At 39.7% G+C, this 21,152-nt stretch carries 19 protein-coding genes; 13 read left to right on the top strand and 6 right to left on the bottom strand.

Features of this window, described 5'->3' with window-relative positions; genetic code table 11:
* Positions 1 to 48: 48 nt before the first annotated feature.
* Together H6G57_RS01430 and H6G57_RS01435 are read right to left on the bottom strand one after the other, a co-directional pair.
* Complete coding sequence (locus tag H6G57_RS01430; RefSeq protein ID WP_190515419.1) at positions 49 to 834, bottom strand: aspartyl/asparaginyl beta-hydroxylase domain-containing protein; 786 nt, start codon at positions 832 to 834, stop codon at positions 49 to 51.
* Between the two features lie 70 nt (positions 835 to 904).
* Positions 905 to 2,668 (bottom strand): fatty acyl-AMP ligase, encoded by a 1,764-nt coding sequence (locus tag H6G57_RS01435; RefSeq protein WP_190515420.1) that lies wholly within the window; start codon positions 2,666 to 2,668, stop codon positions 905 to 907.
* Positions 2,669 to 2,755: 87 nt separating this feature from the next.
* Between H6G57_RS01435 and H6G57_RS01440 the strand changes: the two genes are divergently transcribed.
* The 9 genes from H6G57_RS01440 (at position 2,756) to H6G57_RS01480 (ending at position 11,578) form a co-directional block, all read left to right on the top strand.
* Complete coding sequence (locus H6G57_RS01440; protein WP_190515422.1) at positions 2,756 to 4,003, top strand: glycosyltransferase; 1,248 nt, start codon at positions 2,756 to 2,758, stop codon at positions 4,001 to 4,003.
* A 142-nt stretch (positions 4,004 to 4,145) separates the two neighbouring features.
* Positions 4,146 to 5,444 (top strand): MFS transporter, encoded by a 1,299-nt coding sequence (locus H6G57_RS01445; protein WP_190515423.1) that lies wholly within the window; start codon positions 4,146 to 4,148, stop codon positions 5,442 to 5,444.
* A gap of 145 nt (positions 5,445 to 5,589) precedes the next feature.
* Entirely contained in the window at positions 5,590 to 6,762 is a 1,173-nt protein-coding gene (gene hpsP, locus H6G57_RS01450; RefSeq protein WP_190515425.1) for a hormogonium polysaccharide biosynthesis glycosyltransferase HpsP, read from the top strand.
* Between the two features lie 133 nt (positions 6,763 to 6,895).
* A complete protein-coding gene (locus tag H6G57_RS01455; protein ID WP_190515427.1) occupies positions 6,896 to 7,309 on the top strand; it encodes a XisH family protein in 414 nt (137 codons plus the stop codon).
* A complete protein-coding gene (locus H6G57_RS01460) occupies positions 7,297 to 7,632 on the top strand; it encodes a XisI protein (RefSeq protein WP_190515429.1) in 336 nt (111 codons plus the stop codon). The genes H6G57_RS01455 and H6G57_RS01460 overlap by 13 nt, the downstream gene beginning before the upstream one ends.
* Positions 7,633 to 7,659: 27 nt before the next feature.
* Complete coding sequence (locus tag H6G57_RS01465) at positions 7,660 to 8,334, top strand: DUF6884 domain-containing protein (RefSeq protein WP_190515431.1); 675 nt, start codon at positions 7,660 to 7,662, stop codon at positions 8,332 to 8,334.
* 48 nt (positions 8,335 to 8,382) lie between these two features.
* Positions 8,383 to 9,138 carry a hypothetical protein gene (locus tag H6G57_RS01470; protein ID WP_190515432.1) on the top strand — a complete coding sequence of 252 codons (756 nt, stop codon included), beginning with the start codon at positions 8,383 to 8,385 and terminating at the stop codon, positions 9,136 to 9,138.
* Positions 9,139 to 9,209: 71 nt separating this feature from the next.
* Positions 9,210 to 10,013, top strand: a complete 804-nt coding sequence (locus H6G57_RS01475; RefSeq protein ID WP_190515434.1) for a hypothetical protein — start codon at positions 9,210 to 9,212, stop codon at positions 10,011 to 10,013.
* Positions 10,014 to 10,510: 497 nt separating this feature from the next.
* A complete protein-coding gene (locus tag H6G57_RS01480) occupies positions 10,511 to 11,578 on the top strand; it encodes a Gfo/Idh/MocA family protein (RefSeq protein ID WP_190516276.1) in 1,068 nt (355 codons plus the stop codon).
* Between the two features lie 26 nt (positions 11,579 to 11,604).
* Here H6G57_RS01480 and H6G57_RS01485 read toward each other — a convergent pair whose 3' ends face one another.
* Positions 11,605 to 12,543: an SGNH/GDSL hydrolase family protein gene (locus H6G57_RS01485; RefSeq protein ID WP_190515436.1), complete on the bottom strand. Its 939-nt coding sequence runs from the start codon at positions 12,541 to 12,543 to the stop codon at positions 11,605 to 11,607.
* 131 nt (positions 12,544 to 12,674) lie between these two features.
* Between H6G57_RS01485 and btpA the strand changes: the two genes are divergently transcribed.
* The 4 genes from btpA to H6G57_RS01505 all read left to right on the top strand — a co-directional run bounded on the left by btpA (position 12,675) and on the right by H6G57_RS01505 (position 17,592).
* Positions 12,675 to 13,538, top strand: coding sequence for a photosystem I biogenesis protein BtpA (gene btpA / locus H6G57_RS01490; RefSeq protein ID WP_190515438.1), 864 nt, complete (start codon positions 12,675 to 12,677; stop codon positions 13,536 to 13,538).
* Positions 13,539 to 13,717: 179 nt separating this feature from the next.
* Positions 13,718 to 14,638 (top strand): vitamin K epoxide reductase family protein, encoded by a 921-nt coding sequence (locus H6G57_RS01495; protein ID WP_190515440.1) that lies wholly within the window; start codon positions 13,718 to 13,720, stop codon positions 14,636 to 14,638.
* Positions 14,639 to 14,952: 314 nt separating this feature from the next.
* Positions 14,953 to 17,115, top strand: coding sequence for a CHASE2 domain-containing protein (locus tag H6G57_RS01500; protein WP_190515442.1), 2,163 nt, complete (start codon positions 14,953 to 14,955; stop codon positions 17,113 to 17,115).
* A 258-nt stretch (positions 17,116 to 17,373) separates the two neighbouring features.
* Positions 17,374 to 17,592 carry a hypothetical protein gene (locus H6G57_RS01505; RefSeq protein WP_190515443.1) on the top strand — a complete coding sequence of 73 codons (219 nt, stop codon included), beginning with the start codon at positions 17,374 to 17,376 and terminating at the stop codon, positions 17,590 to 17,592.
* Here H6G57_RS01505 and nadB read toward each other — a convergent pair.
* The 3 genes from nadB to H6G57_RS01520 form a co-directional block, all read right to left on the bottom strand.
* Positions 17,589 to 19,301 (bottom strand): L-aspartate oxidase, encoded by a 1,713-nt coding sequence (gene nadB / locus H6G57_RS01510; RefSeq protein ID WP_190515445.1) that lies wholly within the window; start codon positions 19,299 to 19,301, stop codon positions 17,589 to 17,591. The genes H6G57_RS01505 and nadB overlap by 4 nt on opposite strands.
* Positions 19,302 to 19,492: 191 nt before the next feature.
* Positions 19,493 to 19,924, bottom strand: coding sequence for a photosystem II complex extrinsic protein PsbU (psbU, locus tag H6G57_RS01515; RefSeq protein ID WP_190515447.1), 432 nt, complete (start codon positions 19,922 to 19,924; stop codon positions 19,493 to 19,495).
* A 269-nt stretch (positions 19,925 to 20,193) separates the two neighbouring features.
* Positions 20,194 to 21,060 (bottom strand): hypothetical protein, encoded by an 867-nt coding sequence (locus H6G57_RS01520; RefSeq protein ID WP_190515449.1) that lies wholly within the window; start codon positions 21,058 to 21,060, stop codon positions 20,194 to 20,196.
* Between the last annotated feature and the right edge of the window lie 92 nt (positions 21,061 to 21,152).

The raw sequence follows: 21,152 nt of genomic DNA on the forward strand, positions 1-21,152 counted from the left end.
CCAATTGTTGATCACGGATCAGGGGTTACAGACGGGGGAATTTTGCCTCTAGGGTGGGGTAATACTGTCCTTCTGTGCAGCAAAGACTTGTTCTAAGCGAACATCCCATTTCCGTTGATTCGCATAACCGTCTTGAACAAAAGGAGACACCGTAATTAATTTGAGAAACAGTTCATTAATCATCGACAGAGGAAACCGTAAAGGTCGCATAATATCTAAAAATAAAACGACTCTCACGCCATCGGTTTCGTTCCAAGCTTCATGGGGTAAAGAATCATCAAAAATCATACATTTTCCTTCTTCCCAATGGCGGGTTTCTCCATTAACTCGAATTCGACATTTTTCGCGGGGTTCAGGAATTTTTAATCCTAATAAACAACGAATGACTCCTTTATAGGGCCCTCGATGTTCAGGAATATGTTTTCCGGGTAATAAAATTGAAAAAAATGCCGTTTTCATCCCTGGAATTTGTTCAATTAAACGGGTGGTTTCTGGACAGCGTTGGCAATTTTTATCGACTTTAATTCCATAGCCATAGAAAAAATAGGTTTTCCATAAATTATCTTGAGTGGTACTATAGCCTTGATCGGGGGAAATATCTTGAAAATTTGGTAGTTGTTCTTGAACTTTCAGAATTTGCTCTAATTCTTGCCGAATTAAATGCCAATTGGTTTCTAACTCTTTTGACCACTTAAATTGAGTAGAGTCAAAAAAAGCGGTATCTCCAATTAATGAATATTCAGGAATTAATTTTTCAAATGTCCATAATATTTTTGCTCCAACTTTATACAACAGAAAATACCTGATTTTTTCTGATAATTGTTCTGGTTTCATGTCAATTTTAGTGATATGAAATAAAGGTTGTTGGTGCGTGCGCTGTGCTTACGCACCCTACGGTTGACTTTTAAGAACGATTGGCTAGTTCTGTTAATTGACTGGATTCTGAATTTAATTGCCATTGTCCAACAATATCTAAACTGCCTTCTAGGAATTTCGTTCGACAAGCACGACGTTGAATTTTACCACTGGTGGTTTTAGGAATAGTAGTTGTTTTTAATAATACGATCCCAAAAACATCAACGGTATTCTGTTCGGCGACGGCTTGACGAATAGCATTGACCACTTCTTCAATGTTCAAGTTCCGCAGATAACGTCGTTCAATTTCAGATGCAATAATTAACTGTTCTCCGATTTCTGTTTCAATAGAAAACGCCGCACTATGACTCGGACGAATGGCGGGATGACAAGTATCAAGTGTGGCTTCAATTTCCTGGGGATAACGGTTTCTTCCCCACAAAATCATCATGTCTTTAATGCGTCCGGTAATATATAATTCTCCTTCATGCAAAAACCCTAAATCTCCTGTGCGTAAATAGGGCCCTTTTCCATCCACATAAACTTTAAAGGTGGTTTCTGTATCTTCGGATTTTCCCCAATATCCTAAACCCACCCCCTTTCCTGATACTAATATTTCACCGACTTGATTTTCATCTCGTCGCGTTAATTGTTCAGGATCAACAATAATCACTTCATCTCCCAACCAAGGGAAGCCGCAACTGACAAGAGATCGAGTTTTTGTTGACGGTTGAATAATCACTTGATTTTGTTCTAAGGCGACTGCATCGACCGAGAGAATATGAGGGGTTTGGTGTTTGTTTCCACCCGAAATAAATAGGGTGGTTTCAGCCATTCCGTAACAGGGGTAAAACGCTTCGGGTTTGAACCCACAGGGGCCAAAAATTTCTGCAAATCGTTTGAGAGTCTCCAAGCGTACAGGTTCAGCGCCGGAAAAAGCCACATCCCAGGAACTTAAATCTAACTTTTCTAACTTTTCAGGAGTTGCTGTCCGACAGACTAAATCATAGGCAAAATTAGGCCCGCCACTGGTGGTGGCTTGATATTGAGAAACCGCTTCTAACCAACGAAACGGTTTTTGTACTAGGGAAACAGGCGACATTAAAGTAACAGGAAATCCCCCATATAAGGGTTGAATTACGCCGCCAATTAATCCCATATCATGAAATAAAGGAAGCCAAATTAATCCTCGACTCTGATTATTATGTCCAAAGGCGTTATAAATAATCTCGGAATTATGGATAACATTTTGATGAGTGACCATTACGCCTTTTGGAGTCCCCGTTGAACCGGAAGTATATTGTAAAAAAGCGATTGTATCCCCGTTAATTTGCGGTTCTTTCCATTGTGTAGCGAGGTTTTGAGAAAAAAGGCTATCGGTCGCAACCCAACGTAGAGACGTTGCATGGAACGTCTCTACGGGGAATTGGGTTTGTAGGTGTTGAATTAATGCTTCTGTACTTAAAATAGCCCGACATTGAGAAGATTCTAAACGGGTTTGTAGCTTCGGAATGGCTTGGGTTGATACCGGAGGGTTATCAGTAACGGCGATCACACCTGCATATAAACAGCCAAAAAACGTCGCAATAAATTCTAAGCCCGCACTATAAGGATAAACGACTAAAACGCGATCGCCCGGTGATAGAAAAGATTGCAGATAAGAGGCGATCAAGATTGCTTGTTGATGTAACTGTTGATACGTTAAGGTTCCTGACTCGGTTTCCCCATCGGCTAAAAACCGATAAGCCAGTTGATCCGGTTGAGATTCGGCGCGATCGCGCAGTAAATCGACTAAATTAGAAAAATCGCTCATATTGAGATAATCTCTAAATACCGTAGTGAGTCCTTCAGGACTCTATAGGAGTCCTAAAGGACTCACTACTATAAAGGTAAAGTTTAAATGAAAATTGCAATTATTTCCTCTGGTTTTCTTCCGGTTATTGATGGCGTTACGGTCAGCGCCATGATGCGACTACAACGGTTAAGTCAGTGGGGACATGAAGTCTTATTTTTCTGTCCTGACTATAGCACCTTGGAAACCATTTACCCCAATTGGAGAGACTATACAGGAAATATTTTACCCGGTGTTCGGGTTTGTAATATACCCAGTACATCGTTTTTAGGAATCGATTTTGAGCGAAATCCTTCGATTCAATCCTATTCGATTGTTTTAAAAGAATTAGAACAATTTCAGCCGGATATTATTCATGTTGATGAACCTGAACGGCTATTTTTTGGATTTTTTAGACGGGCTGGAATCGCTTATGCGAGAAAAGCGAATATTCCTTGTATTGCCTTTTTTAGAACTTGGTTTCTATCCTACGCAGAAGATTATATTCCCTTACCTAAATTTGCCGTTGAAATAATCCGAGAAGTTGTTAGACGGATTTTTGCTTGGATTTATAATAGTTATGATATCACTTTATTTACTAGCAAAATTACCTATCAAATTACTCCACAAATGGGAATTAAAAATGCGGTTTATGCCAATTTAGCGGGCTTTGATGCGGGGCGATTTGATCCGAATTTAAAAGAAGAACATTTTTTTAAAACATATTATAATTTACCTGAATTAGATGGTTTAGTTAAATTAATTTTTGTGGGTCGGTTAACGCCGGATAAAGGGTGGAATTTTACGTTAAAAACTATATCAAAACTAGCAGAAAAAATCGATTTAGAAAAAGTCGGTTTTATTATTGTTGGCGATGGTCAAATGAAAGATGAAATTATTAATGGTTTCAGAAAATATACCCGCCATGTTTACTTCCTCGGTCGAGTTCCCTATGATCAGGTTCCGGCTGTTTATGCTAATAGTGATATTCATATTACTACATCCGAGCGAGAATCCAGAGGGTTAACCGTATTAGAAGCATTTGCTTCTGGTATTCCCGTATTAGTTCCCCGTGCTGGAGGGTTGGTTGAGAATGTTCAAGACGGAGAAAATGGATTAATCTATACACCTCAAGATATAGAAGATTTTACTCAAAAATTAAAACAATTAATTGATGATCCGATATTAAGAAAAACAATGGGACAGCAAGGATTAAAATCCGTCGGGAATTATTGTTGGGATCGAGTTGTTAAAAATTTAGTCGAGATTTGGGAACAGAAAGTTAATGAAGCTAATCAAATATCTTCTTTTAAATAGATCACTTTAATTAAAACCTAGCTGATTTGATTCCAATATACCAGAATGAACAAGCCACAAGTTAGATACAGATTGACAAACTGTGTTTACAATACTTAATATAAGCAAGCTATAACAGATGAAACTGCGGGACAAACAGCGTATGCCAACTTTTTTACTGGTTTGGTTGGGACAAATTGTTTCTCTATTTGGTTCCAGCTTAACGGAATTTGCCTTGGGGGTTTGGGTTTATCAAACCACAGGTTCCATTACCCAGTTTGCCCTAATTTCCGTTTTTATTCATCTCCCAAACCTGTTAATTTCCCCCCTAGCAGGGGCGGTAGTAGACCGTTTTAGTCGTCGAGGGGCGATGATCCTCAACGATATTATTTCGGTCATCGGAACATTAATTTTGATGGGGTTAGTGTTTTCCCAGCGTTTAGAAGTTTGGCATATTTACGTTGCTGTGTCCGTTAGTTCCATTTGTGGTGCGTTCCAATGGCCCGCTTATATGGCTTCAATTCCGCAACTTGTTCCCATGAATAAGTTGAGTCGAGCTAATGGTATGGTTCAAGTTTCTAGGGCGATCGCCAAAATTTCTGGGCCAACAATTGCCGGAATTTTAGTTGGAACTATTGGCATCGGTTCAATTTTAATCATTGATTCAGGAACCTTTATTTTTGGCTTCATAATTCTCTTATTAGTGCGTTTTCCCAAAGTAGAGCATTCAAGTTCTCAACGAAAACCCTTAAACTTTAAACAACTTTGGAAAGAAACTCGTTCCGCTTGGAATTATATTTTAATCCGTCCGGGGTTAAGAAAATTATTAAGCTTTTTTGCAATCACTTACTTTACAGAAGGAATGCTTGCTATTCTATTCTGGCCGTTAGTATTAAGTTTTGCCACCAGTAAAGATTTAGGATTAATTCTCTCCATTAGCGGTTGTGGAATGCTTTTCGGAAGCATTGCTGTTAGTGTTTGGGGTGGCCCCAAAAACCGCATGAAAGCAATTTTATGGTTAGTGGGTTTACAGGGTTTATGCCTGTGTTTAGGTGGGTTTAAACCTTCCGTTATCTTGGCAGGAATTGGAGGGTTTGGTTATTTATTTGCTCGTCCTTTTATTGTCAGTAGTAATCACACCATTTGGCAATCAAAAGTTCCCTTTGATTTACAGGGACGCATCTTTTCATTACAAAGTGTTGTCGAGCGATCGCTGTTAATTTTATCTCATATCAGTGTGGGGCCTTTAGCAGATCGAGTTTTAGAACCGATGATGAAACCCGATGGACTTTTAGCCGATAGTATTGGCAAAATTATCGGAGTGGGAACAGGACGAGGAATTGGGTTATTATTTATGTTAATTGGCATTCTCAATATTGTAGCAGCCCTCATCGCCTATCGGATGCCTCGGTTACGACGAGTCGAAAAAGAAATTCCCGATGCGATCGCCATCACCAGTTAACCGTAGGGGCGGGGTTTTCCCGCCCAAGCGCACGCACCAAAAACCCCCAAACCCACAAAAAATCCTAAACATTAATAGAGTTAAAATGTAGGGTGCTCCATCAACGAGCACGCACCCCAAACCCACCCTCAACCCAAACCCACCAATGAAGATTTTACAAATTATTCCTTCAATTTCTTTAGTTTATGGTGGCCCTAGTCAAATGGTACGGGGTCTTTCTGCTGCATTAGCTAAACTGGGAGTTGATGTCACCGTTTTAACTACAAATGTAAACGGAGATAGCGGTCAAGCACCCTTAGATGTTCCCTTAGATCAACCCGTCAATGAAAATGGTTATCAAGTTCGCTATTTTCCCTGTTCTCCCTTTCGTCGGTATAAATTTTCTTTAGATTTATTAACCTGGTTAAAAACACACGCTTCCGAATATGATTTAGCCCATATTCATGCCTTATTTTCTCCCGTTAGTTCAGCAGCCGCAACCGTCGCTCGTTCTCAAAAATTACCTTATATTTTACGACCATTAGGAACCCTTGATCCCGCCGATTTAAACAAGAAAAAACAGTTAAAAAAACTCTATGCAGCGTTGTTAGAACGTCCTAATATTGCGGGAGCGTCTGCCATCCATTTTACCAGTCACGAAGAAGCCAGAATCTCTGAACGCTTTGGAGTCAAAACCAACGATTTAATCATTCCATTAGGAGTAACATTACCCGAATTAACAAAAACACCAGAAGCGATTTTATCCCATTTAAAAATCAAGCCCAATGTTCCGATTATTTTATTTTTATCTCGAATTGAACCCAAGAAAGGACTAGATATATTAATCCCGGCGTTAGAAAAAGTTTTAGCAACTGGATTAGACTTTCAGTTTATTTTAGCAGGTTCTAATCCTCAAGATCCCGAATATGAAACTAAAATTAAACAACAGATCCAGAGTTCTCCCTTAGCTGAAAAAACAATAATTTCTGGGTTTGTAACGGGAGAAACCAAAACCGCCTTATTAACAATAGCCGATTTATTTGTATTACCGTCCTATTATGAAAATTTTGGCATTGCGGTAGCAGAGGCGATGGCCGTTGGAACTCCGGTGATTATTTCTAAAGGAATTTATATTTGGGAAGATGTAGAAGCAGCCGAAGCCGGTTGGGTCGGGAATGGAACCATTGATGAGATTTCAAGTTTAATTGAAACCGCATTAACGAATTCTCAAGAACGCCAAAGCCGAGGATTAAATGCTCAGAATTATGCCTTAACTTATTATAGTTGGGATGCGATCGCACAACAAATGATTCAAGCGTATCAAGGATTAATTCATTAGTGTAAGAAATCTTTATGCTGACTTAAACTTTGTTTTGCATTAGTAGAGTTATAATTTTTTTATTAGCAATGTGTGTCTTTAGATACCCACCTAGAGGAGATTTGTAAAGGGATGAAGGCGTAGGGCAAAAGTAATGGCAAAAGACTTTTTCCATGATGTAGTGAGACATTCCCTCGAAAAAGAAGGCTGGACAATTACTGATGATCCACTCTTTCTGCGCTTTGGAGGCATTGAAATGTACATCGATTTGGGTGCAGAACAAATTCTGGCTGCTGAACGAGGAACAGAAAAAATAGCAGTTGAAGTCAAAAGCTTTTTAGCACCTTCTACCACAGTAGAATTTAATACAGCTTTAGGTCAGTTTCTGAAATACCAACTTGCCCTAGAGCAAGTCCAGCCTGATCGCGTTCTATACCTAGCAATTCCGATTGATACCTATGACTCTTTCTTTACATTAGAATTACCGCAATTATTGATCCAACGCTATCAAGTCCATCTGATTGTTTATGAACCCGAAGATGAGGTGATTGTACTATGGAAAAAGTAGAACAATATCGACAAATCATTCAGGAATTATTGCAAGCTTATAGTAAAATTAAAGCTAGTAATGAAGAGGTTGAGGCAGAAACAATTTTTGACTTAGTGAACGATCACTATCAAGTTGTTCATGTTGGCTGGTCAAACAAACGGCGTGTTTATGGCTGCATTTTACATCTTGATATTAAGAACGAAAAAATCTGGATTCAACATGATGGCACAGAAGGCGGAATTGCTAAAGAATTGATAGAACGTGGTATTCCTAAACAGGATATTGTACTCGCCTTCCATTCTCCTTTTAAGCGCCAATTTACCGATTTTGCTGTGGGATAGTTGTAGTTTGAAATAGAATAAATAAAGATGCAATACGAATACTCAGCTATTCAATATCCTTTGATTCAGGAATCAGTGTTTGCTAAGAATAAGCAAGAATCTTTGTCCAAAAGACGCTTATTAATTTTATCTTGTTCTCAAGCCAAGCGATCGCACAATGACCCCTTACCTGCTATTGAGCGCTATGATGGGCCATCTTTTCGGCTGTTACGGCGTTTCTTAAGACAACAACCTGATACACTTCTGGATATCTATGTATTGTCTGCAAAGTTTGGATTGATTTCTGGTAATTTGCTAATTCCTAACTACGATCAAAAGATGAGCAAAGCCTTGGCTTCTGAGTTGAATTTATCTGTTGTTACAAAATTAGAAGCTATTATAAGCCAGGGAGTGTACGAGAAATTACTGATTTGTGTTACCAAAATGTATTTGAACGCACTTAATGGATATCCTAGTATAATACCGGATTCTGTTGATCTAACAGTTGCGACGGGGACATTAGGCAGAAAATTATCAACATTACATCAGTGGTTATACGGAAAAAATCGAGATTGTTTGGAATTAATAAGTCCTAGCAAAGAGGCTGATAAAGTATTATTTAAAGGGATTGAGTTTAACTTCACAGATATAAATTTTTATGAAGTTGTCCGTCAAGCATTGGCACAAGGCAAAGGTCAACCATATAATTATAAAATATTTTAAACTTTGAATATTAATTGACAATCATGTTGATAGTTTAATATTAAATTAATGCAAGAAAAATTTTTAGTTTGGCAAAAATTCTGTGAACGTTATATCTCTCAAAATATAGGAATACCTTTATTTAAAGTTGATGAAAATAATATTGTTAAAATTAAACAATATGGTAGAGATTGCCGTTTAATTCTGGAACGATCAGAAAATATGGAAAATTATATAATTGATGAAGTTGGAAAAGTGCTAAAAGATTTTGATAGTAAAACAGATATTTATGAAGGCTTAATTTATATGATGTATAAAACTAAAGGAAATTTAATTATACCTTTATATATTGGAAAATCAGAAAAATATGGAAAAAGTGATAATTTATCTAATAATATTAAAGGAATAACCAAAGGGAAAGAAGATAAGAGTAAATTTTGTCGTTGGGGCGATGGATATGAATATCATATCGGAGATTTAAGTGCGGTTGTTTGTCCTAATCATGATAAAAAGAGAATATATCGTAAATATAAAAAATGGGCAGACAGTTTGTTTGAAGAATATCCTAGTTATCAACCTAAACTGAAAGAAAATATTTATTTTTGGATTAGAGCATGGGAGAGAGGGAATATAGGTATTTTTAATGAATTCGGAGGAACACCTTTAACTGCTTTAGAATATCAATTAATTTCAGTTGCTGCTATTCTTTTTAAAGATGAGTTGTTAAATCAAGAAGGGGTTAATAGAGGACAACATTATATTTGGTTTATATTATTCAATATTTATTCATCGATATTATCTCAACATTTAGTTACTAAGTTATAGTATTATGAATTATAAAAAATGGTTCTTCAAGGCTGGTTATGATAAATTAATAATAAACAAAAAATCAAGAAGTGCCTGTTCAGGAATACGCAGAATTTGTCAGAGAAGCAAAACCAGATTGGTATCCTATTCCTCAAGATTTTATTCCCATTCCCAAAATGACTGTAGAGGAACAGGAACAATGTTTTTTGAAAACAATGGATATGAATTTACGTTATCATGAAGGTGATTATGTGCCAGTAGTTCATATTAGTAACTTTTTAGGGCAGTATATAGAAGAAATTATTAATCATCAATTTTTATCTGAAAAACCTTATATTGCTTTAGGGGGAATTGTCCCTAATTTGCTGCGTGCGTCTAAAGCCATTTCTTATAAAACGATCATAGATAATCTAATTCACTTTAGACAAAAATTTGCAGATAAAAAGCTACATATTTTTGGTATTGGAGGAACAGCAACTTTACATATTGCTGCATTACTAGGGATTAATTCTGTTGATTCTAGTGGCTGGCGAAACCGTGCCGCCAGAGGCTTAATACAACTCCCAGGTACAGGCGATCGCATCGTGGCTGAGTTAGGCAACTGGCGAGGGAGAACAATTAGTCAAGAAGAAAAAAATAAACTCAAAGAGTGTCAATGTCCTGCTTGTCAAAAATATGGTTTAAAAGGCTTAAAAGCTAGTGGAGGTGATGGATTTTATAATCGAGCTACTCATAACTTATGGGTACTTTTAGAAGAAGCAAGACAAATCGAAGAACATCTGAATGTAATTGGAGATTATGAAACTTGGTATTTAGAACACCTAGACAATACTACTTATCGACCTTTAATCCATAAACTTCTGCAAGAAATTAGTCAAACTTCACTAAATTAGATTGACTACTTAGAATTAGAATTACTATTAGAAAAAGTTTTAGCAACTGGATTAGAATTCCAGTTTGTTTTAGCAGGTTCTAATCCTCAAGATCCCGAATATGAAACTAAAATTAAACAACAGATTCAAAGTTCTGCCTTAACTTATTATAGTTGGGATGCGATCGCACAACAAATGATTCAAGCGTATCAAAGAATAAGGAGATAGGGGTAATTAAACATTAAAAACAAACTTGTTATTATTTCTTTTTTATCACTTTCAGGAAAAAGCCTGATTTCCCCTAGGCTCAAAGCGTGTAATTTCAACCCTCTACCCCTGAAATGGCTAAAGACAGTCACAGCTTACGGACTCTTCTTTCAACCCTCTCAACAAACACCTATTTAAAATTTCTTTACAAAACCGAAGGCTGTGATAGTATCTGGATGGATTTACATCCAGAGAATAGCTACTCAGCTAGAATTTCTGGGGTGAAAGAGAATCGAGGAGTGCAAAATAGGATGCCCGTCGGATATTCGACTGCTATAACTGGGAGAAATCATCCTGACCCTATCCGAGTTGGTGTGATTGGGGTCGGTAATATGGGCCAGCATCATACCCGTGTCTTGAGTATGCTCAAAGACGTGGAACTCGTTGGAGTTGCTGATGTTAATGTTGAACGAGGGCTTGATACTGCAAGCAAGTACCGCGTTCGATTTTTTGAAGATTATCGAGATCTTTTGGCTTTGGTGGATGCCGTGTGTATTGCGGTTCCCACTCGTTTACACTATCCTGTGGGCATGGCTTGTTTACAAGCAGGGGTTCATGTTTTGATTGAAAAACCCATTGCTGCGAGTATTAGCGAAGCGGAATTATTAGTGAATGCGGCGGCTGATTATCAACGGATTTTACAAGTGGGTCATATTGAACGGTTTAATCCGGCTTTTCAAGAATTCAGTAAAGTCTTAAAAACGGAAGAAGTTTTAGCCTTAGAAGCGCGTCGCATGAGTCCCTATTCTAACCGAGCCAATGATGTTTCGGTGGTGTTAGACTTAATGATTCATGATATTGATTTAATGTTGGATTTGGTGAACGCTTCCGTTGTTAAATTAACCGCCAGTGGCAGCCGCGCTTCCGACTCTGGCTATTTAGATTATGTCACGGCTACCCTGGGTTTTGCCAATGGCGTTGTCGCCACTTTAATTAGTAGTAAAGTTACCCATCGCAAATTGCGTTCTATTGTTGCCCATTGTAAAAATTCTTTAACAGAAGCTGATTTTCTCAATAATGAAATTTTAATTCATCGGCAAACAACTGCGAATTATATCACGGATTATGGTCAAGTTCTCTATCGTCAAGATGGATTAATTGAAAAAGTTTATACCAGTAATATTGAACCCCTACACGCAGAATTAGAACATTTTGTGAGTTGTGTTCGGGGTGGAAATCAACCTTCCGTTGGTGGCGAACAAGCTTTAAAAGCGTTACGTTTAGCCAGTTTAATTGAACAAATGGCTTTAGATGGTAAAGCTTGGAATTTAGCAGAAACCGAATCAGTTATCAGTCATCAGTTATCAGTCATCAGTTAAGAGTTAAGAGTTAATAACTGATTTTTTCACTGAGAACTGTTAACTGTTAACTGATAACTGATAATTTCACTGACTAATTGATTGCCTGAAGGACTGAGGTGGATATGATCTCGATACAAACTTGGGGGTTGTGCAGTTTCTTTAAATAAAGGCAAAAAATCAATATAAATCCAATTTTGATCTTGGGTTAATTGGGTGAATCGTTGACGCGCTTTAATTTCATAATCCCGTGATCCGGGTTCTTCAACTTCTCGTAATAACGGTGTCATAGCTAATATAAAATTAGCGTGATTTTCAGTAGCGATCGCTTGAATTTTTTGGATTTTCTCTAAATTATAGGCGACTGGATCAAAAGGTTGAGGTTGTTGGGCTGGAGGAATAGGTTCAGACCGTTTTAAATAGCGGTTAAACACTTCGATTAAAGCTAAATAAGGTTTTGTATGGGGATAGTTGCGATCGCGTCCTACAACCCCAGAATTTGGGGGCTGAGTAAATAAATCATCGGTATTGAGCAACAACACAATCACCTCTGACCCAAAGGTTCCAAACCGTTGCAAATAGGCGAGTTGATTGGGTGGCCCCCAGGAATTGGCAGCAATATTCAAAACTTCCCAATTGTCCCGGTTTCCCATCCGGGCTTGCAGTTGTTGGCGAATCAACGCCGACAGGGTTTGAGATTGGTCTGTCCACCATCCCCCATTGACCAAGGAGTCTCCCAAGAGTAGAACTCGCCGGGTTTCCGGGGAAGGGAGGGGAGTAATCGGGGCACTTCGCATCGAATACTGATTAATTTCAATGCGGTTGCCATAACGGCGGGTTTGTTGATTCGGGGCTAATAAATAACCGATTTCCGTATCTCCCAAGTAAAGCACCGGAGAACCGAACCCAAAACCAATCCGTAGACTGATCTCAACTAAAATTAAAATCCCAAACAGAACGCTCAACAGAACTAGGGCAATTTTCACCCCTCTACCTCCACACTTTAACGATAAAATTCTAAAATGTACTGTCTTTATTCATTTTGAGACTCACCATCCTCTGCTTGTACTCTGCATAGAGGTAAAGCTGCAAAATTTTGGGGGTCATAGGTAAATCTGTGGACTTAGATCAAATCTTTAAAACTCCAAATCCTATCATCGGTGTTGTACACCTGTTGCCTTTACCGACCTCTCCCCGTTGGGGAGGGAATCTCAAAACGGTCATTGACCGGGCTGAACAGGAGGCAACGGCTCTCGCTTCAGGCGGGGTCAATGGCATTATCGTTGAGAATTTTTTTGATGCCCCCTTTGCCAAAGATCAAGTTGACCCGGCCGTTGTCAGTGCCATGACCTTAATTGTGCAGCGAATTATGAACTTAGTAACGCTGCCCATTGGGATTAACGTCCTGCGGAATGATGCTCAAAGCTCCTTAGCGATTGCAGCCTGTGCAGGTGCTCAGTTTATCCGCGTGAATGTATTGAACGGGGTCATGGCGACAGATCAAGGCATTATTGAAGGTCACGCCCATAAACTTTTACGCTATCGGCGAGAATTAGGCTGCGATGTCAAAATCTTAGCGGATGTTTTAGTTAAACATGGTCGCCCTTTAGGATCTCCTAACTTAACTACGGCTGTCCAAGAAACCATTGAACGGGCCTTGGCCGATGGGGTGATTCTATCCGGTTGGTCTACCGGGAGTCCCCCCAGTTTAGAAGACTTAGAACTCGCTAGTGCTGCTGCGATGGGAACCCCTGTTTTTATTGGCAGTGGTGCAAGTTGGGAAAATGTGGGAACCCTAATGCAAGCAGCCGATGGCGTGATTGTGTCCAGTTCTCTGAAACGCCATGGACGCATTCATCAACCCATTGATCCCAGTCGAGTCAGTCAGTTTGTGGAAACCACTCGGCGCAGTTTAGAAGCCCATGCTTCATCTTCCCCTTGGACGAAAGACAGCCCAACACCCGTCATCAGTAATCCGTAAGATCCTAGGTAGACGTGTCTGGGCGCGTCTGTATAAGTTAACAGTTAGAAGTTAATCAACCGATGGGTCTTGATTTTTGACTGATGACTGATGGCTGTAACTCATTACTGATGACTGATTACCGATTACGGATTAGCTCTTACACTGATTACTGATGACTGACAACTGATAACTGATTTATGCGCGGACGTTCTACTCCTTGGATTCATCTTTGGTCACGCAGGATGATTGCGGTTATTGCAATCGTGGGTGTGATCGAAAATATTTATTTAACCGCAATTAAGCTGATGGGGGGGACGGCGGTTTGTCCCACTTCCGGTTGTGATGAAGCACTCAATAGTCCTTATGCAACGGTCTTGGGTTTACCCCTAACTTTATTTGGACTTTTAGCTTATACAACGGTTCTGATTCTAGCCCTCGCTCCTCTCAGCATCAACCCGGTCACTGAAAAATCCCGTCGCCAGAAGTTGGAAACTCAGACTGGGTTTGGGCTATTCCTCGTCACCACCGCAATGGTGTGTTTTAGCAGTTACTTAATGTATCTGCTGTTTTTTCAACTTCAAGCGGTTTGCCCTTACTGTATTGCTTCAGCCCTTTTCTGTGTCAGTTTATTTGTTCTGACCCTAATTGGCCAGACCTGGGAGGATGTAGGTCAGCTTTGGTTATCCGGTTTGGGGGTTGCCATGATTACAGGAATTGTAGCCCTGGGTTTATACAATAGTGTTAATGTTGCCAATCTCCCTGCGTCTGGCGATGACAGTCAAGGACAAGTCGGGTTAGCCATTACAACGACATCAGGGCCAGCAGAAATTGCCTTAGCTCGTCACTTAACTCAAATCGGCGTGAAGGAGTATGGTGCCTATTGGTGTTCCCACTGTTATGATCAAAAGCAACTGTTTGGCAAGGAAGCGTTTGCTATCATTAATTATGTGGAATGTGATGCTAACGGTAAAAATCCTCAAACCCAACTTTGCCAAGAAGTGGGGATTAAAGGGTTCCCAACGTGGGAAATTAAAGGGGAATTTTACCCCGGAATTCAACCCTTAAGAAAATTAGCTGAATTATCAAATTATCAGGGACAACAAAACTTTAAGTTTTGATCAAGATTAAGCATCGAGTTGGGTAGGTTGTTAATCGGGATCTGGCAGACCAGGGATAGATTTCAAAACCTATCCCTATTTAAAGATTGATAACGGTTGATCACTGAGAACTTTTGGGACGAATTCGTTCTGTGTCTTTTCTACATCGCATCTTCTTGGACGGAGGCGTTAGGCTAATGTTGATTCAGAAATGAAGTCAACATCTAACAGACTCCTCGGTTTAATTTTAGTTTTAATTGTAAATAGATTACCCTGCAATTACGGTGAATGGGCATTAACTTTAATACAATACAGAAACAGGATGGTTTCATTAGATGTTGAAGAGATTTAAGGGTTCTCGTCGTCAAGTTATCCCGGCTTTAAAACGGTGGTTATCTCATGAAGGTCGAGTCTTAGCAACTTCTTCTAGTGTGGCAGGAGTTGTGCTTCTAATTCGATTTTTAGGCGTATTACAACCCTCAGAATGGGCTTTGTTTGATCAATATTTTCGTTGGCGTCCCCTAGAACCTATTGATGAGCGAATTGTTATTATTGGCATTGATGAACAAGATTTACAAAAATATGGATTTCCCACTTCTGATGGCATTCTTGCTCAACTTTTAGAAAAAGTTAATGCAGCTAAACCCAGAGCTATTGGTTTAGATATTTATCGAGATTTACCCATCGAACCCGGACAAGCAGAATTAGAAAAAGCTTTTAAAACAATTCCTAATTTAATTGGGATTGAATTATTAGAAACTGACCGAAAAGATGGAGTTCGCCCTCCTGAAATTTTAAAAGATAAAAAAGAAATTGGGTTTAATAATTTAGCACGAGATGCTGATGGAAAAGTCCGAAGAGGTTTATTATATAGTGATACTGAAGATGGAGAAACTCACACCAGTTTTGCATTGAAGTTGGCTTTAATTTATCTCAAATATCAGGGCATTAAAGAAGAGTCTTATTCTCCAGACTCTAATGAGTTAAAACTAAAAAATACGGTATTTAATCGGTTTAAACCCAACGATGGCTCTTACATCAGAGCTAATGATAGAGGTTATCAATTTTTAGTCAACCTCCGAGGGCCATCGGGAACTTTTCCCAGTATTCCCATGCGAGATATTTTAGAAAATCGTGTCTCTCCTGATGTGATTAAAAATCGGATTGTAATTATTGGTTCTAAGGCGGCTAGTATTAAAGATTTTGAATTAACGTCTTATAGTGATGGGGTTTTTAAAGCCTCCGCACCCATTTATGGGGTAGAATTGCAAGCTCAATTAGTGAGTCAAATTATTAGTTCTGTTTTAGACGGTCGAACGTTAATTAAAGTCTGGCCTGAACCGTTAGAATGGCTGTGGATTTTCGGGTGGTCTTGGGTGGGTGCAACCTTAAGTTGGAAATTACAATCCCCTCGTCGTTCTGTGGGTTTAATTATGTTAATGACTATCGGAATAACGGGAGCTACTTACCTCGCTTTTCTAGGGGGTTGGTGGATTCCTGTGATTCCTGCTAATCTGGCTTTAGTGGGGTCTGCGGGGGTGATTATTGCCCATTTTGCTCATTTACAAGGACAGTTAAAACGCTCTACGGAATTTTTACAAAGTATTATTAATACCATTCCCGACCCCATTTTTGTTAAGAATAAAGATCATGAAAAATTGGTCTTGAATCAAGCCTATTGTAAATTTGTGGGTTATCCTTTAAATGTATTAATGGAGAAAAGTGATGAAGAACTTTTTCCTAAATATGAAGCAGAACTCTTCCGTCAACAAGATGAACTGGCATTTCATACCACTTGGGAGCAGGAAAATGAAGAACAATTAACCGATGCTCATGGTATTACTCATTATATTGCAACGAAGCGATCGCTACACCGAGATGCGGCGGGAAATTTATTTTTAGTGGGGGTGATTCGGGATATTACAGAACGCAAATTGTTAGAAGACAATTTAAAACAAATTGCCGCTGAACTGAAACGCTCAAATGCTGAATTGCGAGTTTCCGCCGAACATGACCCCCTCACAGGACTTCCCAACCGTACCTTATTTAATGAACGCTTAAGCCAATCCTTAGAATGGGCCGAAAGTCAAAATCGTTTAGTCGCCCTGTTATTTTTGGACTTAAACGACTTTAAGGATGTCAACGATAATCAAGGACATCATATTGGAGACTTACTGCTCAAAACCGTTGCGAACCGACTTAAGGGGTGTTTACGGGGAAGTGATACCGTCTCCCGCTTAGGAGGAGATGAGTTTACCGTTATTCTTCCCGGAATTCCCAGCAAGTCCGATGCGGCTAGAGTCGCCCAAAAAATCCTCGATACCATTACTCAAGAAACCGTCTTAGAAGGACATCATCTCATCATTACCACCAGTATAGGGATTAGTTTTTATCCAACGGATACTCAAGATCTCGAAACCCTGATTAAGTTAGCGGATACTGCCATGTATCGAGCCAAGAGCAGTGGAAAAAATTTGTATGAGTTTGCGAATCTCTAGGCTAACTCCAACTGTATATCTACAGAGGATTTCCCTGACAGTTTTATGTTAAATTATAAAAATATTTTATAAAAATTGTAATGATTTTTAATCATAGACTTTACATCTGGGGGAATAAGGCAGATTGTCAACAACTCTCCCCGAATACTCAGTGTAAATACGGAATATAATTGATATACTTGAACCATTAAGGCAGTTTTGTTATCGTTGGCTGCCCTGGTTGAAAGATTAAAGGTTTAATTAGGGGGTAAAACGATTGTGGTTTCTAGCCTAACACTCAAAATATTGGCAGGGGTTTGCTGTTTGCCCTTAAGTGTTGCCTTGCTTTTTGCTCTCATCCTTAAGTTTGGGCCAGCTAACCCGCTTAATCTTTCTCAATTTCATCATTTTTGGACTCCCTCAGATTTAATTTGTGAGTATGTTCCGCCTAAAACGGGAAAACCCCCGGATGGGGATGGTTCTGGCTCACGAACTTAATCGGGAACTGGCGGTGATTTCCAAATTTGATTTTCTTGAATTAAAGTATGAACTTGCCAGCTTGGGTCTGACTGTGGGTAATCTTGTCGATAATGACCCCCGCGACTTTCGAGGCGAAACGCTGCACTCTTCAAAATCAACTCGCCAATGCTGAGTAAGTTACGAGTTTCTCCCCATTGTTTTAAATCATGTGCCTCAATGCCCACTAATTCCCAATGACTCGAATCACTCGGATGTACACGAGATAATAATTGGCTGATGGGTAAAGCTAAAAATTCTTCAGACCATGCTTTCACCTGAGTTAAACCCTCCTCCAAGTGATCAGACTGGCGACAAATCCCAGCACTTTGCCATAGGACATGGGGCAAGCGGGATCGAATTGTCTTTATTCTAGCATAGTCTTCTTCCCAGTTGCAGTCACTCAAAATCACTGGCTTGATTTCTAAAGTTGAATCAAATTTTTCCTTCGTTGTCGGAAGGTTAAGAGCGTCAATAGATGCTAGTTGAGCACCAAACACTAAACATTCTAGCAAAGAATTGCTGGCTAAACGATTCGCACCATGCACTCCGGTACTGGCTGTTTCACCCACAGCATAAAGTCCAGGGATAGAAGTTTGACCTTGAGTATCGGTCACAATACCCCCCATCCAATAGTGGGCTGCTGGGGTTACAGGAATAGGTTGATTTAAAATATCAATACCCCACTTTTGGCAGACTTGAATAATATTCGGAAAGCGATAGCGGATTTTGTCTGGGGGAATAAACCGTAAATCTAACCAAACTTGTTCTCCATGATTTCCCGGTTGTTGACGTAACTGTTGCAAATGGTTAAAAATAGCCCGACTGACCACATCTCTGGGCGCTAATTCTCCCCGCTCGTCATAATCAAAGACAAACCGCCGACCTTGGTTATCAATTAAGTGGGCGCCTTCTCCTCGGACGGCTTCACTAATTAAAAATCGCGGTGCTCCCGGTTGGGTTAAGGCCGTTGGGTGGAATTGGAAAAACTCTAAATCTCTCAGTAATGCTCCAGCCCTCCAAGCCATAGCCACCCCATCCCCGGTACTCACTTCGGGGTTTGTGGTGTGAGCAAAAACTTGGCCTCCTCCCCCCGTGGCTAAGATTACAGCCTTTGCTTTCACCCGATAAATCTGATGATTGTGAATCAAACTGATGCCTTGACAGCGTTGGCCGTCGGTATCCATCCATAAATCTAAGGCGAAGGCGGGAGAAATAATTTTAATATTGGGTTGTTCTAAGACTCGTTCGGTTAAGGTTGTAATCACCGCCCGTCCAGTTGTATCGGCGGCGTGCAGAACGCGATGACGGGAATGGGCCGCTTCTAAGGTGAGAGCTAACTGGCTTTGATGCCGATCAAAGGCTACCCCTAATTCTACTAACCGATGAATACATTTTGGCGCATGATTGACTAGAAATTGAACAGCCTCTACTTCACATAACCCGGCTCCAGCTTTTAAGGTATCTTCTAAATGCAGAGTGGGAGAGTCATCGCTTGAAATCGCAGCAGCAATTCCTCCCTGCGCCCAATCACTCGCTGATAGGGGGAGAGCATCTTTACTGACTAAGCCAATCTGCAAGTGTTCAGGTAAACAAAGGGCGGTATATAATCCCGCCGCTCCTGTACCCACAACCAACACATCAAACACTAAGGGCAGGTGGGAAGTTAAGGAAGTCTCAATAACGGTCATGGGTCAGTGCCAGGATGAAGGGTTGGTTTTAAGTCAGGGATGAGGGTTTTGATCTGTACAACTGTTTGGTGCACAGTACCCCAGAACCATAACAGATTTAAACAGATTAAACTGACGTTAGAGATTATGTTAACTTTTTTTAATCTTGTTAACATAATCCGTACATTCTGACACTGATTCCCAGAAATGGCTTAGTCGTAAGCCCCAACATTTAACCGTTGGTCACCTTCGATAAACACAGACTCAGGAGGAGTCACGGTAAAGTTCTCTAAATTCTGTTGCAGAATTTCTTTTTGTTGTTCTGTCAAACCGGATATTTTCAATACATCCTCAACGGAATCATAGGGTGCATTCAGAATAATCAGTGACCCTAACTTGGGAAACATTCCTTTGTATTGACGAAAATCTCGCAGATCGCTATTATTTAAGTCCAATTTATTGCGAACCTTAGCCATCTTGTCATCAACACGATTTCTCCGAGGCATTTCCGTTGCTAAGATCCCAGAAGTAACCCCATACTGCATCACGTTTAAGTTTGCAGCTAAAGCACTGTGATGTCCAGTCCATCCTAGACAACCGACTATCAAAACTAACACAGCCAACAGGCGACTCAATCGTTTCATCAACGCTCTTCTCCCAACTGACATAAACAGCATTTACAAGAATTTGATATTTTCAGGCAGAATGAGTAGCAAAGTGTATTCTAGCATCTCCTTTACCCCCAATTTAGGCGCAAAGTTCAATAGAAAAACTTGCTGATCCCCTAGCCAAAAAGCCCGGATTTGGAAGTTTACTCAAATCACAGTTCAGTTTATGCTGTTGTCAACCTTTTCCGGTTTTATGTAAACTTTCTTAAAATTTGTTACGGTTCTGGCATGGGAGCGGTCGCAACTTATCGCAGTCCCACACCCATCCCATAACTATAAATACTTAAAACTTGATCTTCAGCACTCATAATGATTTTAATTCCGGTTCCATCCGGGTTCATCCATTCATAAGCTGCCTTAAAATTCTCTGCTAATTCGGGATTAAAGCCTGTATTCACGGTTCCTTCACTCCCCATAATCACTTTCACCTGTTCATAGGTCATCCCTAATCGCAATTGATAATACTGTTCACGGGTTGCTAAGGTTGGCCCTTCTGGACGGTTTGGCGGTGCGAGTTGTCCAATTGTATAGTTGTCTAAATTTTGAGTCAAAACCGAAGTAACGTTTTGATTTTGATCAAAGATTACGGTAATTCGAGAACCATTGGGATTTAACCAGTGATAACGATTGTCTGATAAAGTCTGGGAAGAATGATTGATTTGTTCATCTTTTTTGCCTTCACTACCCATGATTTTAACGACTTCATCATAAGCCATTCCTAACTTAATTTGATTATATTGATCAATCAGAATGGTACTTTGGGATAAATTTTGTAAAATTCCGTCTTCAGCTTTGGTAACTTGTAAATGTTCGGGATGGCTTAAATTATAAGACGCTAACTTGATGACTTTTTTATCGGCATCAAAGACAATACTAATCGCTGAACCATTTCCATTAATCCAATGATAAATTACGGGGGAATTAGTGTTCTGATTGTTTGTAAACCCTCCATCTTGTTGTCCTTCTGACCCTAAAATTGTTTTGACTTGATCATAGGTCATGCCAATTTTCAGTTGACTATATTGCAATAAGTTATAGGGATTAGCTGTTGTCGGTTGTGCTTGAACGGGTAAACCCCAGAGAAAACTACTGATTAATCCCGTTAGTACCATTCGCTTCATCACCATTGTCCCTCACACTTGCAGATTGTTGGTTGTTATTTTATCTGAATTTTCGTAAAGACTCATGGCCTATCTTGTCTGGG

The organism is Planktothrix sp. FACHB-1365 (assembly GCF_014697575.1).
Classification (GTDB): Bacteria; Cyanobacteriota; Cyanobacteriia; order Cyanobacteriales; family Microcoleaceae; genus Planktothrix.